A 13,805-nucleotide genomic window follows, 5' to 3' on the forward strand; every position below is an offset into this window, starting at 1 on the left:
GCGCAGGCTCCGTTACGCCACCCGAGTGACGCCGGGGCCGGTTATCGTGCTGTGGCCCTTCTGGCTGGTACTGCGTTCCAGCATGATTTTCTGGCTGATGCTGTTCACCACCGATTCCACGTGGGTGATGATTCCGAGCATCTTTCCTTCGCGTTGCTGGCAGCGGAGGCAGCTCATCACGTCTTCCAGGGTGACGTCGTCCAGCGTGCCGAAGCCTTCGTCCATGAAGAGTGATTCCACGCGCACGTTGCGGCTCGCGAAGTCGGCAATCCCGAGGGCAAGCGAGAGACTCACCAGGAACTTTTCGCCACCGGAGAGGTTCGAGATACGGCGGGCACTGTCGAATTCCGAATCGACCACCTTGAAGCCGAGGTTTCCTTCGGCGACAAGCCTGAAGCGGTCCTTGACAATCGCCAGGTGCTTGTTGGCGAGCTTCAGGAGCGACTTGAAGGTTAGCCCCTGCACGAAAGTGGCGAAGTCGCTGCCGTCCATTACGCCGAACCATTCACCCATCGCGTCCCAGCGGGAAAGTTTCGCCTTCTTCGCGTCGAGATCCTTCTGCAGAATCTGCAACTGGGCGACGTTTTCTGTATAGGCTTTCACGCGGGCGCGTGCGGCACCCGATGAGCCTTGCAGTTCGCCGAGTTCCTTTTCGACGGCAGCCTTCCCTTCGGTAAGGGCCTGCAGGGGCGTCTCGTCGGAGCGTTCCGCCTTCAGTTTTTCGAGGGCCTCGGTTGCCACCTGCTTCTTGCCGGTTGCAGTGGCGATGGCAGCGTCGATGCGCTTCTTTTCGTTCTGCAACTTCGTGAATTCGGCTTCTTGCAGCAATGCGGCCCGGAAGGCAGCTTCGTCGGCGAAACCCTTCGCGGCGATTGCATTTTCGAACTTTTCGGTTGCGGTCTTGATCTCGCCCGCGGTCTTTTCGAGTGAACCCTTGAGCGCCAAAATCTGCGTATTGAGTTCATTGTGCCTGTTTTCGATATTGCGGAACGCCGTATCGGCAGCAGTGTAGGCAGAGTCCGCTGCATTCTTGCGGGTAGCCGCTTCCTTCGCGACAGCTTCCACGTCCTTGTCGCCGAACTTCTCGCTGCGGGAACTGCGGAGTTCATCCAGCTTGCGGGAGACATCATCGAGGGTTGCGGTTTCCTTTTCGAGATGGTCCTGTTCATGCTGGACCTTCTTGCTGTACAGTTCCACGTTGTTGCGGGCGATGGCAAGATCATTCGAAAGTTTGTCAAACTTGGTCTTGTTTGCGGTGAACTGCTGCAGGCGCAATTTCAGGTCGGCAAGGGTGCTGTCCGCGTTTGCAAGGTCAAATTCAGCCCAGGGTTTCCAGAGTTCCGCCACCTTTTCGCTCGCCTCGTTTTTCTGGCTGTTCAGCGATTCGATGTTTTCGCTTGCCGCATTCCCGGCGGTCAACGCGCGGCTCTTGGCATTTTCGTACTGCCCGAGTTTTGTATCCACGTCCAGCATCTTCGTGTTCAGTTCGCGAATCTTTTCGGCGGTGTTGCGCACGCGGGATTTGTCGGCTTCCGTTTCCTCCGAGTGTCCGCAGGCGGGATGTTCCGTAGAACCGCATACCGGGCATGCCTTGCCCTCTTCCAGGTGGTTCTGGATGACGTTGGCGAGCGCGAGGATATCGTTCCGGAACAGTTCGTTCTGCTGTTCGAGAAGTTCCTGTTTGAGCGCGTTTGCGTCATTGAGACCTTCTTCTGCCTTTTTCAAGTCTTCTGCGGCGACCTTTTTCGCCTTCTCCTCGTCGGCGATTTTCTTGTCGAACCCGCGGATGCTTGCGACAAGCGTTTCGCTCTGCGGGATAATTCCTGCGAGTTCCGCGTCCTTCGCGTTCGCTTCCTGGGTCTGCGCGAGGGATTCGACCTGCGGTTCGAGCGACTTGATGGCATCCTGCGCCTTTTTCAGTTCCGCTTCTGCTTCGGAGAGAGACTGTGCGGCGGTGGCCTTGCGGTTTTCGGCTTCGGCCTTCACGCTTGTCGCGTTTTTCACGTTCTGGTCGAGTTTGCGGATTTCGTTCCAGAGCGCTTCGTTTTCGGCGATAAACTGCTCGGTGGCCGTCTTCTCCTTTTCGGCGATGGCCTTGTTATCGCCTGCAGCTTTCAGCTTGCCTTCTACCTGCGGGAGCTGCTCCTGGTAGGTAGCGAGTTTCGCCTTGTCGGAAGCCTCATGTTTGCGAAGTCCCTGCAGTTCCGTATGGAGCGTCGCGCATTCGCGGGCCTTCTCGGCATCTGCAAGCCGCTTCTCGTTGCCGGCGAATTCGCTCTTGTCCTTGTTCGCGCTTGCAAGTTCGGTTTCCGCACTTTCCAGGCTGCGGATGCATTCGTTCATCGAGTTGCGCCAGGCGATACGGGCTTCGAAGTCCTTCTTCTTGTCCGTGAGGGCCTTTTCCTTATCCGCGACTTCTGCAAGCAGGGCTTTGTCCTTCTCGATGTCCTCGGCCTTGGGCATGATGTTGTTCAGCGAATCGAATGCCGCCTGCGAAGCGTCCTTTGCCGCCTTCGCCTCGCGCCTGTGGTCACCCACCTTCTTTCCGATGCGGCGGTACTTTTCGGTCCCGTTCAGTTTTTCGAGGATGTCGGCGCGTTCTCTTTCGTCGCTGGTGAGGAACTTGCTGAATTCGCCCTGCGCGAGCATGATGGAACGGCAGAACTGCGAGTAGTCCAGCTGGATGACTTCGGCATTCGCCTTGCCCAGTTCGCCGTTCTTGCCGGTATTGCCGTCAAAAACCGGGTTTTCCGGACTCTCGATAGACCAGACTTTTCCATGGGCGGGCTGCAGGTTGCCATCGGCCTTGTCGCGGGCGCGGCGCTGGTTCCATTCCGACACGTAGGTGCCCTTGCGGCAGCGGTACGTGACGCGGGCGAAACAGGTGCCCTTGTCCGATGTCATGACGGCATTACCGTCATTGCCGCTGTAGATCGTTCCCTGGCGCGGGGTGGCGCCGTAGAGGGCAATCGTGATGGCATCGAGAATGCTCGTCTTGCCCATGCCCGTCTTTCCGCTGATGACGAAAAGGCTGTGGTCCAGTTCGCTGTAGGAGGGGTCGGTAAAGTCGATGCACCACTTGCCGGCGAGACTGTTGATATTTTCGAATTCGACTTTCAGAATCTTCATGTACTAGACCTCCTCGCTGCCGGTTTCGTTGTTGACTTCTTCGACCACTTGCCTGAAGAGCGGGAGGTATTCATCGAGGGCCTTCTGGATACTTTCGTCCATTTCGGGCGCACCCATCCTGCTCATCACGAGACGCTTGAACACTTCCTCGTCGGTAAGGACGTCGACCGATTCGAGCGTATCGTCCGAGAAGGCGTCCGCCGCAAGGGTGTCGGCGCGTTTCACCTTCTTGCTCACGACCTCGAACGGGGCGCCTTCCAGCACGGATTCGAGCGCCTCGTTGATGCTCACGCCCGGAGCGTAGTCGTACACGACTTCGACCTTCAGGGGCTTTTCTGCGGGCGCATTTTTCAGCTGGTTCAGCTGCATGACGATATCCGCGACAGAGCCCGATACGCGCAGGAACTTGAAGTACTGTGGGGTCTCGATTTTCTGCACGGCGGGTTCTGCGCCCTTCTGCAGGTCGACACAGAGGATATGGTGCGGGATGTTTGCCTCGTCGAACCCGAGCACGAACGGCGAACCCGAGTATCGCACCTTCGGATTTTGTGCCACCATGGTGGTGTAGTGGATATGCCCGAGGGCCACGTAGTCGAGGCCTTCCGGGAAAACGGAGACGGGGATTGTCCCGAGGTTCCCGACAATATCGCGCATGCCGTGTTCCTTCGCGTCCCTGCCCTCGTCGTTTTCGGGGCGGCCTTCCAGCCTGGAGGCGTACAGGTGGCCCGTTGCCACGATGGGGATGTCGCGGCCGGCGCGCAGCTTTTCGGCGGCCTCGTAAACGACGCTGTAGAGCCCGCTGTATGTACTCTGGGCGAAATCCACTGCGTCTTCGGGCTTGAAACGGCGCAGTTCCGTTTCGCGTACATACGGGACTGCGGCGCTGATGCCCACGACGTTCCCGCTGGCATCCGTAAGTTCCTTCACAAGTTCTTCTACGGGGCGTTCCCCGAGGGAGCCTACCATCTGGATATTGAGGGCGTCGAGCAGGTCGCGCGGGGCGTCGAGCAGTGCGCCCGAGTCGTGGTTCCCGCCGATGAGGACGATGTTCTTGCAGTCCGTTTCGAGCAGGGAGGCGAGAAACCGGAAATACTGCCTGCGCGCCTCGACGGGCGGGTTGGTGGTATCGAAGATGTCCCCCGCCACCACAAGGCACTGCGCCCCGAGTTCCACGACGCGTTCCTTGAGCCAGGCGAGGAACAGCTCGGTTTCTTTTTGGCGGTCGATGTCGTGCATCGAATTGCCCAGGTGCCAGTCGGCTGTGTGTATGAACTTCATGTTCTTCCTTTCCGGCCCGGAGCCGGAGTTCTTTATCACTTCAAATATAGTATCGTCAGGATGTCATAAAATGTCAAATGACTTTTGCTTTTTTTCAAACCTCTAAAAAACACTCGGGAACCTGAGCATACAATCTTCTCCTTGCTGTTTTTTTCTAAATTTGGGCGCATGGCAGAAAAGAAGAAGATACTCGTAATGGTCGCAAGCCCGAAGAACGAACGCAGCGGGACGCTTATCCCCACGAAAGCGTTCGTGCAGGGGCTCGAAGAGAACGGCGACTACGAAACCGAGTACCTCTTCATCGACCGCCTGAACATCAAGCCCTGCCGCGGGTGCCTCAGCTGCTGGGGCCGCCCCGACGGAAGCTGTTTCATCAAGGACGACGACATCCCGATGGTGCGCGAGAAGCTCATCAACTCGGATATCGTCATCTGGAGTTTCCCGCTGTTCCTGTTCAGCATCCCCGGGCAGATGAAGGTCCTGATGGACCGCATCGTGGGCATGGTCCACCCCTACATGGGCCAGAAGCTCAAGGATGGCGCGAACGCACTCAACTCGCACCTGCATGGGCTCCAGTTCCAGAAAGAAGGCCAGAAAATCATCCTGCTTTCGAGCTGCGCCTGGATGGACATCGACGTGGTTTACGAGCCCATCCGCAAACAGTTCGACATCATTCTCGGGCACGAGGGATACACGCTCATCGCCTGCCCGCAGATGCGCGCACTCGACCACCGCGGTGGCCCGCGCCGCCTCAACATGCTTCGTGAAAAGTACCGCAAGGGCGGCGCAGAACTTGCAACTACCGGCAAACTCTCGCAGGAAGCAATCGACCTGATGCAGAAGCCCATCTTCAGCGACGATGCCTACGTGACGCTCGTGACCGAGTTCGTCACGCACATGTTCGACCGCCCGGACAACTTCTAGAAACTCTGGTTTTTAGCGATGAAACTGATTGCCGCCTATATCTGCGTTTCGCTCTTTTTCGTGCTGCTCCGCGGCAAGCTGTTCTACAGGTTGGAAACCCGCAGGCAGACTGCATTCAACAGTATCCGCGTTTGCGCCGAGATGCTTGCGCTTACCTGGGTAATGTCGTACTTCACCGGGAACCCGCCCCCCTCGACAAAGCACGTGCTGTTCGCAGCAATCCTCTGGGGCGCCATATTCGCATGGAAGTTCGTCACCTTCAAAAAAACCGGTGCGCAGCCCTCATGCAAGTGGTCGTTCGCGTTCCCGGTTGCACTATTTACAATCCTGTTCATCCGCGTTTCGGCCATCTGGACATTGCGCACGTTCCCGGTAAACGACGTGGAGTCGGTCATTACCACACTCAACCTTCCCCTTGACGGCTTCACCGTCATTTTCATCAAGAGCTACCTACTGCGCGTCCTGCTGCCCATCGTCCTCATGACCGCGGCACTTTCCTACTTCTTCGGCGAAATCTGTTCCATTTTCAAGAAGCCCAGGATTACATGCGCAGTGCTGACCTCCGCCGGCGCCATTGTTTTCCTCGCATCCTTCATCAACAAGATTCCCGTCTCCAAGTATATCGAAGCCATCCAGAACGAGACCGCAGTCACGGAAAGCGACCTCCTGGAAAAATATTTCGTGGACGCCGATTCCCTGCACATAACCTCGCCCGAAAAACCGCGCAACCTCATCTGGATTTTGATGGAATCCATGGAAAATACGTTCGCGGACACGGCAAGCGGCGGCGAGGCGGCAACGAACTACATTCCCGAAATCACCCAGCTCTTCGAAAAGAACACGGGCTTCTCGCATTCCGACAGGTTCGGCGGCGGACACGACATGCTGGGTTCGTACATGACCATTACCGGAACATTCTCCAAGGCGACCGGCATCCCGCTGCTGTCGCGCCTGCGCCTCAACAACAAGTTCGTTCCCGGGGCGAGAAGCATCTGGGAAACCCTGCGCCGCTACGGCTACGAGAACTACTTCATCATGGGTACGGATTCCAGGTTCACCATGTTCAACTGGTTCCTGGAGCAGCACGGCATAGACCGCATCTACGACGTAAGGACTCTGCAAGGAACCAAGCAAGAAGTAGACGAAAAACTGAAGAACATCCATTCCTTCGATGCCGGGCTCACAGATAACAGCCTCTTCACCGCATCCAAAAACTATATCGATTCCATATCGAAAAACGGCAAGCCATTCTCGGTTTCCATCCCGACCATCAGCACGCACTTCCCCTACGGATTCTACGACCCAAATTGCCTCGAAAAGCCCGCCTCGAGTTCGGACGAGGACTACTACAAGGCGACCCTGCGCTGTTCCTCGCGCGAGGTGAACGAATTCGTGGAATGGTGCCAGAAGCAGGACTTCGCCGAAAACACGCTCATCGTCATCGTCGGCGACCACCTCTTCATGAATAATTTTCCCGGGAAGTTCCTCGCCCATGCGCGTGAAGAAAATCGCGGTTGGGTCACCATCCTGATAAACCCGACCAAGAATCCCGAAACCAGGCGCAGGCAGTTCACCTCCATCGACATCGCGCCGACAATACTCGAGGCCATGGGCTTTGACATCGCCGAGCACCGGTTCGGGCTGGGAGTATCGCTGTACTCGGAAGAGAAGACCCTGCTCGAAATCTTCGGCGCGGATTCGCTCGAAAAGGAACTCCAGGCTCTTGCCCACGATCCCAAGTTCTTCAAGCGGTTCGTCCTGGAATAACTATAATAAAGAACTTCGGCAAGCAAAGCCTGCCTCGCGCACACCTGCGGTGTGCAAAAAGAAAAACCCTGGCGTCTGCCAGGGTTTTCCGTAAAAGCGATTTCGCAGATTAGCGCTTGCTGAACTGGAAGTGCTTACGGGCCTTCTTGCGGCCGAACTTCTTACGTTCAACGGCACGGGCGTCACGAGTCATGAGGCCTTCCTTCTTGAGGGCGGGCTTCACTTCGGCGTCGTTGGCGACGAGAGCGCGAGAAATGCCAAGACGGACAGCGCCCATCTGGCCGGCGATTCCACCGCCGCGAGCGGTGACTTCGACGTCCCATTCTTCCGCGTTGCCGAGGATGGCGAACGGAAGGTTGGCAATCATGTTCTGCACTTCGGAATGGAAGTAATCCTTGAAATCACGACCATTGATAGTGCGCTTGCCGGTACCCGGCTTCAGGATCACAGCGGCGATGGCGTTCTTGCGGCGGCCCGTGCCACGGTAGATCTTCTTGTTCTTTGCGGTAGCGATAGAGGTATCCTCCGTTCTAAAGATTAGAAGTCAACGACTTCGGGGTTCTGCGCAGCGTGCGGATGTTCGGCGCCGGCATAGATTTTGAGTTTCTTAACCATCTTGTGGCCAAGAGCGCTGTGAGGGAGCATACCCCAGATGGCAGCGGTCAGCGGGGCGGTCGGATCCTTAGCCATGAGGTCGGCAAAGTTGATCCAGCGTTCGCCGGCGATGTGACCGGTGTGGTGGAAGTATTCCTTCTGCAGGTTCTTGTTGCCGGAAACGGCAACCTTGCCGGCGTTGATGACAACAACGAAGTCACCAGTGTCGACGTTCGGGGAATAGATGGCCTTATGCTTGCCCATGAGGAGGCGAGCAACTTCGCTTGCAACGCGTCCCATCGGCTTGTCAGCGGCATCCACAAGCTTCCACTTGCGGGTGACGGACTTCGGGTTTACCGTAATGGTCTTCATGTAAATCCTCTAGGTGAATTAGATTCCCGGACATCGGCGCCCAGGAAAAGCAAGACAAATATAGATGGATTCGGCAAGGGAAACAAGGGTAAAAAATCGAATTTTTCAAGAAAAGTCCGTAAAATCGGCAATTTTTATTCTACTAATTGCATGAATTAGTAGAATTATATCAACATTTTACAAAAAAAAACGTCATTTCTTAGGGCGGTTCTTGCGGATGAACGCGAGGGCCTTGGAGCGGCGGCGGGCCGTCTCCTGGAGGTTCACCGCCTCGTCGTACTCGTCCACGATTTCGCGGCCGAGGATTTCTTCGAGCACGTCCTCGAGACTCACGATACCCGCGATGGCGCCGAACTCGTCCACCACGCCCACCATGTGTCCGCGCTGCTTCAAGAACCGGAGCAAGAGCTTGTCGAGCATGACACTGTCGGGAATGAGCTGCAAGGGACGCATGAGCTTGCGGAGCTTCACGTCGCGGTTTCCCTCGGCAAGCTGGTTGTAGGCATCGCGCCTGAGCACGATCCCGATCCACTCGTCCTTCTTTTCGCCATGGAGCGGGATGCGGGAGAAAGGCCAGTTGCCGCGCTCGTCGAGCGTCTCGCCGATGGTCTTGTCGGCAGGGAGGCTGAACACCACCTGGCGGGGCGTCATCACCTTGCGCGCGGGCACGGACTTGAGCGACAGGATATTCTTGATAACGGATGCCTGCTGGCGGTCGATGACATCTTCGCGGAGCCCGAGACTCACGAGGCTGTTGATGTCCTCGACGCTCACGTCCTTCTTCTCCTCGTCCTCGTGCGTCCAGTGCTTGGTGAGCGTAAGGCACAGCCAGATGAGCCCCGTCCACCCGAGAATCTTCGTAATGTAGTAGAACGGCACCGCGACAAGCGGGGCGAACGTCTTCGCCTGCTTTACGCCGAGCGTCTTGGGAGTGATTTCGCCAAAAAGCAGGATGAGAATCGTGAGGACAATCGGGAGTGCCATGGCACCCGTCGGGGAAAGCCGTTTTACCGCGAGCGCCGTCGCAAGCGAGGCTCCCACCGTATTCGCGACAGTGTTCACGATAAGCACCGAGGCGATGTAGCGGTCGATGTTTTCCTTAACATGCGTGAGGTACCTGGCCGTAAACTTCTTGTTCTTCTGCAGGAACTCGACCGTCGCGGGCGGCACACTATAGAAAGAAGCTTCCGTCACGGAACAGAACGCCGAGGCGGCAAGGCAACAGAGGACTGTAACGACAATGGCTAGCATATTCGCGTCCGGCGGCTAGAGGCCCCCTCCCAACAGCGATTGTTCCAAGAGCGCAGGATCAACCGCCCAGAACTGCACACGATCCAGGTCCGAAAGCGTTTCGAGGAGAGCCTTCGCGGAGACGTCCGGCACGATGTCCGATTTCCCGGTCGAAAGCGAAACAAGCTCTATTTCGGAGCGCTCGCTAATTCCTGCGAGCCTACGGGCTTCTTCGATGGCATTTTCGATGCCTCCGATTCCCTGCACGAGGCCGTATTTGTGAGCCTTCCAGCCGACAAACACGCGGCCACCACCATAGGCGCTATCGACAGTTGCGTCGGCAATCCCGGTCGCCTTCGAGACGACGCCCACGAACCTTGCGTAAAACTCGTCCATGTAATCCTGGAGGGCCTTCCTCTCGTCGTCCGTCCACGAGCGCGTGAAGGTTTCGGCATCGGCATGCTCGTGCGTCTTGACCGTTTCCGCCTTCAGGCCAAGCTTGCTCATGAGCCCGGAAGCGTCGATCTTCCCGCCGTAGATGCCGATGCTCCCGACAATGGAAAACGGCTCCGCGAAAATCGCGTCCGCACCGCAAGCGATATAGTAGGCGCCCGAAGCCCCGACACTGCCGATGCTTGCGACCACGGGAATCCCGCGGGCCTTCACGGCTTCGAGGGCGGCCCAGATTTTGTCGGACGCAAGTGCGCTCCCACCCGGGGAAGAGATGCGGAGCACAAGCGCGTCGGCCACGCCGGGCAGGCGGTTGAGCGCCGCCGAGACTTCTGCTTCCATGCGGGAATCGATGGTGCCGTCGATATTCAGGAGCGCGATTTTCGAGCGGCGCGACCAGCTTTCGGTAAAGATCTTCCTGGATGTCGGGTTCCAGTCCCTGTAGCGCGCCTGCGGGGCATCGACATCGAAGAAAGTCTTGAGCGCGTAGGCGGGGACCTGGTCGATGTAGAGGAGCGTATCCACGAGGCCGGCCTTTTTCGCCGCCGAAGCGGAGATTACCGGAATCGAGGCGAGAGAATCGAGCGGTTTCTTCGTCGCGTAGGCATCATGGGCATTGTTCGACTTGCGGCCCGCAACCAGCATGGAGGTGAAGTCCCAAAGGTCCTTGTAGAGTACGGTCCTGTTCTCGCGGGCTTCCGCAGACATGGAATCGGCCACGTAGGGTTCCACCGCCGACTTGTAGTCACCATGCTTGAGGAACTCCACCTTCACGCCCAGCTTGTCGAGGAGGCCCTTGTAAAAAAGCGTATTCCCGCCGAGACCGCGCCAGGTCAGGTGCGCCGAAGGTTCTGCAACAATGCGGTCGACCGACGCCGCAGCCACGAGCACAGACAAACGAATATCATCGACATAGGCGACCACCTTCGTGCCACGGGCCTTGAGTCTCATGACGTAACCATAGATTTCACTCGAGACCCCCAGGTTCCCGCGGTAGCCCGAAAAGTCGAGAATCACGAGACCAGCAGCCGGGTCGAGCATCAGGTGTTTGAACAAATTACGCACCTTGGAAAGTCCGATGTCGCGGCTCCCGATAAACGGTATGGCTTCGCTCTTTTCCACCACGTCGGTATTGAGGGGAACGCGCACGACCTGCGCAAAGCGCGACGCCTTCGGGTTCCTTGCGGAATGGTAGCCCCACGCCCCGCGTTTCGGGAGCATGTCGTCGAAGAAGGTGAGCGCAAAATCGTTGTAGCCGCCAAGCGACGTGGCAACCGTCAGTTTCCATTCGTCATCGCCATAGAGGGGCATCCGGAAACCGAAACGGAAACCGTATATTCCGAGTTCCAGGAGCAGGCGGTGGCTTTCCCAGTTTTCCCAGTCGTAGCTCACGGAGAAATGACTTCCAAGGCGGATAGTCGCGCCCAGGTTGTGGATGCGTTCCTGCGACTGCGGCCCCAGATAGAGCAGGTTCTCGCAGGAATATCCCAGCGAGAAGAACCGTAGCGGACGGAGCAGGAACCCCTGCGTAAAAGTCCACTCCGTGCCTTCGAAATCGGCGCTGCGGAGCGCGGTCACGCGCGATCCGGAAAAGAGCATGCGGCTAAACATCGGGAACGAAAACGCGGCGTTCCATCGCGATTCGTCAAAGCCTTCTCCATCGGTGCGGTAATCAAATCCGACAGCGAGCCGTTCGAGGTTTCCCCCGACGCGGAATGCCGAAATCCCGTTGTCGTATTGGTAGTCGAGCAGGGCTCCCCTCGAATCGAACGAGGAAACACCGGCGGGGTTCCCGAAGATGCCGTGTTCGTATTCAAGCGACACAAAGCCCGATTCGCCGGGGATGTAAGCAAAAGAAAGCGCCGCAAAGGCGAAAAACAGTGCAAGGAATTTCTTCATCGCTTTTATTTTAGCAATTTTTCTATATTCATAATTATAACTATCTAAAAATTAACGGTTGTATCATGGCGTCATCAAAGAAAAAAGAAGATTCGGACTACGTCGAATTTTTCAAGGACATGGTGAAAAACTGGAAAATACTCCTCCCCTGCCTATTCATCGCAGGAGTTGTCGGTGTATTCGTCGCATTGTGGATCCGCCCCGTCTATAAGGTCGACGCCCTTTTACAGATCGAGACGAAAAACAACAAGAACATGGGAATGATGGCCGGACTCGGGAGCCTTTTCGCGACAGCCAGCCCGGCAGAGACGGAAATCGAGCTCATCATGAGCCGCCAGATTATCGGCGAAGCCGTCGAGAAGATGCACCTGCAGTATGACGCGGAACCGCTGAACAAGCTCGACAGGCTGCTCCACCGTGAAGGCAGGATGGAAGTGCACCAGTTCGAAGTCCCCTGGAGCAAGCTCCCCGCCGAAGAAATGGGCAAGCCCTGGTTCGCCGTGGCAAAGGACAGCGTGACCTTCGACCTTCTCGACCACAATGGAAAGAAGGTCCTGACGGGAACTCCCGGGCAGACCTACAGGACTCCCTACGCGGGCGACACCGTCTCCTTCAGCGTCTATTCGATGGAAGTCCAGCCGGGCCAGAAGTTCGCCATCACCAAGAAAAGTCGCCTGAATGCCATCGGTTCATTCAAGGGAGCCTTCTCCGTCAAGGAAAAAGGCAAGAAGACCGGCATCCTGGAATTCAGCTACCAGGATATCTACCCTGACCGCGCGACCACCATCCTGAACGAAATCGCCACGACCTACCTGCGGCAGAACGTGGAACAGAGGAACGCCGAAGCACAGAAGACGCTCGAATTCCTGGAAAAGCAGTTGCCCGAAGTCAAGGCACAGATGGACAGTTCGCTCCTGAAGTTCAATACCTACAGGAACAAGGTCGGCTCCGTCGATATCAACGCGGAAACACGCCTCGTTCTCGAGAACAGGACCAAGTTGCAGCAGGACCTGCTCGCGCTCCAGCAGAAGAAGCAGAGCGCCATCAGGCTTTTCCAGCCGGAACATCCGACCATCAAGACGCTCGAAGAGCAGGAAGCGACGCTCAAGCGTGAACTTGCCGCTAACAGCAGCGCGACCAAGAAGCTCCCCGCCACCCAGCAGGAAGTTCTCAAGCTCACGAACGAAGTGGAAACGAGCAAGATCCTGTACACGACGATGCTCAACAACATCCAGCAGCTGAAACTCGTATCTGCCGGAGAAGTGGGTTCCGTCCGTATTATCGACTTCGCGGAACAGGTAAACAAGCCATCCAAGCCGAACAAGAAGATTATCGTGCTCATCGCCCTCGTCATCGGCTTTGCATTCGGCGCGGCCCTCGTCCTCCTGAAAAGCAAGCTCAGCAACGGCGTCCGCGATGCGCACTTCATCGAACGCGAGACCGGGTTCAGCGTCTACGCAAAGGTCCCGAAAGGAAACCCGAACGGGACCAAGGGCACGCGCCCGCTCGCCGTGGTGGAACCCGACGACGTGGCCGTGGAATCGCTACGCGCCCTCCGCAGTTCGCTTGAATTCTCGATGAGCGAAGGCAGCAAGCCCATCATCGGCGTGAGCGGACTTATCCCCGGCGTGGGCAAGAGCTTTATCTCCGTGAACCTTGCCGCCCTCTATGCGGGTCTCGGCAAGAAGGTCCTCCTCATCGACGCGGACCTCCGCAAGGGCCGCCTGCACAAGGAATTCGGCATCAAGCGCGGCAACGGGCTTTCGCAGATCCTCCTGGGCGAAGCCACGGCAAGCGATGTCGTGAAGCCGACCGAAGTGGACAACCTCTTCATCATGCAGTGCGGAAACGTTCCCCCGAACCCCTCCGAACTCCTCGGCTCGAACCACTTCACGAACCTGATTTCGTCGATGGAAAGCGACTACGACCTCATCATCATCGACACGCCGCCTATCATGCTCGTCACCGACGCCGCCCTCGCCTGCCGCGTCGCATCGCAAATCGTGATGGTCATCGAGTACAACAGGCACAGCATCGACGCCATCCAGGACGGCATGAACCAGCTGCTCAAGGGCAACAGCACCGCCCACGCAAGCTTCGTCATCAACAAGTACGAACACGGCCATAGCGACGGTTACGGCTACAAGTACGGAAAATACTAG

General features: G+C 57.2%; 9 protein-coding genes. 3 read left to right on the plus strand and 6 right to left on the minus strand.

The window, feature by feature from the left end:
- Window positions 1-12: 12 nt before the first annotated feature.
- The gene (locus tag B2310_RS03310) at window positions 13-3,129 is read right to left on the minus strand and encodes an SbcC/MukB-like Walker B domain-containing protein (RefSeq protein WP_290728654.1); all 3,117 of its coding nucleotides are present in this window, start codon (window positions 3,127-3,129) and stop codon (window positions 13-15) included.
- Between the two features lie 3 nt (window positions 3,130-3,132).
- Window positions 3,133-4,407 carry an exonuclease subunit SbcD gene (gene sbcD / locus B2310_RS03315; RefSeq protein ID WP_290728656.1) on the minus strand — a complete coding sequence of 425 codons (1,275 nt, stop codon included), beginning with the start codon at window positions 4,405-4,407 and terminating at the stop codon, window positions 3,133-3,135.
- Between the two features lie 168 nt (window positions 4,408-4,575).
- Between sbcD and B2310_RS03320 the strand changes: the two genes are divergently transcribed.
- Together B2310_RS03320 and B2310_RS03325 are read left to right on the plus strand one after the other, a co-directional pair.
- A complete protein-coding gene (locus B2310_RS03320; protein ID WP_173365218.1) occupies window positions 4,576-5,331 on the plus strand; it encodes a flavodoxin family protein in 756 nt (251 codons plus the stop codon).
- 18 nt (window positions 5,332-5,349) lie between these two features.
- Entirely contained in the window at window positions 5,350-7,098 is a 1,749-nt protein-coding gene (locus B2310_RS03325) for an LTA synthase family protein (RefSeq protein WP_290728659.1), read from the plus strand.
- Window positions 7,099-7,207: 109 nt separating this feature from the next.
- Here B2310_RS03325 and rpsI read toward each other — a convergent pair whose 3' ends face one another.
- From rpsI to sppA, 4 genes are all read right to left on the minus strand, one after another.
- Window positions 7,208-7,612, minus strand: coding sequence for a 30S ribosomal protein S9 (rpsI, locus tag B2310_RS03330; RefSeq protein WP_088636612.1), 405 nt, complete (start codon window positions 7,610-7,612; stop codon window positions 7,208-7,210).
- A gap of 23 nt (window positions 7,613-7,635) precedes the next feature.
- Window positions 7,636-8,064, minus strand: coding sequence for a 50S ribosomal protein L13 (gene rplM, locus B2310_RS03335; RefSeq protein ID WP_173380878.1), 429 nt, complete (start codon window positions 8,062-8,064; stop codon window positions 7,636-7,638).
- Window positions 8,065-8,256: 192 nt separating this feature from the next.
- Window positions 8,257-9,315, minus strand: coding sequence for a hemolysin family protein (locus tag B2310_RS03340; RefSeq protein WP_290728661.1), 1,059 nt, complete (start codon window positions 9,313-9,315; stop codon window positions 8,257-8,259).
- 15 nt (window positions 9,316-9,330) lie between these two features.
- Window positions 9,331-11,643 carry a signal peptide peptidase SppA gene (gene sppA, locus B2310_RS03345; RefSeq protein WP_290728663.1) on the minus strand — a complete coding sequence of 771 codons (2,313 nt, stop codon included), beginning with the start codon at window positions 11,641-11,643 and terminating at the stop codon, window positions 9,331-9,333.
- A gap of 65 nt (window positions 11,644-11,708) precedes the next feature.
- Between sppA and B2310_RS03350 the strand changes: the two genes are divergently transcribed.
- A complete protein-coding gene (locus tag B2310_RS03350) occupies window positions 11,709-13,805 on the plus strand; it encodes a polysaccharide biosynthesis tyrosine autokinase (RefSeq protein ID WP_290728665.1) in 2,097 nt (698 codons plus the stop codon).

It is taken from the genome of Fibrobacter sp. UBA3629 (assembly GCF_002374005.1).
GTDB lineage: Bacteria > Fibrobacterota > Fibrobacteria > Fibrobacterales > Fibrobacteraceae > Fibrobacter.

Coding starts and splice junctions, on each gene's coding strand:
- sbcD (WP_290728656.1), bottom strand. CDS start 4,407: ATGAAGTTCATACACACAGCCGACTGGCACCTGGGCAATTCGATGCAC.
- sppA (WP_290728663.1), bottom strand. CDS start 11,643: ATGAAGAAATTCCTTGCACTGTTTTTCGCCTTTGCGGCGCTTTCTTTT.
- B2310_RS03320 (WP_173365218.1), top strand. CDS start 4,576: ATGGCAGAAAAGAAGAAGATACTCGTAATGGTCGCAAGCCCGAAGAAC.
- B2310_RS03350 (WP_290728665.1), top strand. CDS start 11,709: ATGGCGTCATCAAAGAAAAAAGAAGATTCGGACTACGTCGAATTTTTC.
- B2310_RS03340 (WP_290728661.1), bottom strand. CDS start 9,315: ATGCTAGCCATTGTCGTTACAGTCCTCTGTTGCCTTGCCGCCTCGGCG.
- B2310_RS03310 (WP_290728654.1), bottom strand. CDS start 3,129: ATGAAGATTCTGAAAGTCGAATTCGAAAATATCAACAGTCTCGCCGGC.
- rplM (WP_173380878.1), bottom strand. CDS start 8,064: ATGAAGACCATTACGGTAAACCCGAAGTCCGTCACCCGCAAGTGGAAG.
- B2310_RS03325 (WP_290728659.1), top strand. CDS start 5,350: ATGAAACTGATTGCCGCCTATATCTGCGTTTCGCTCTTTTTCGTGCTG.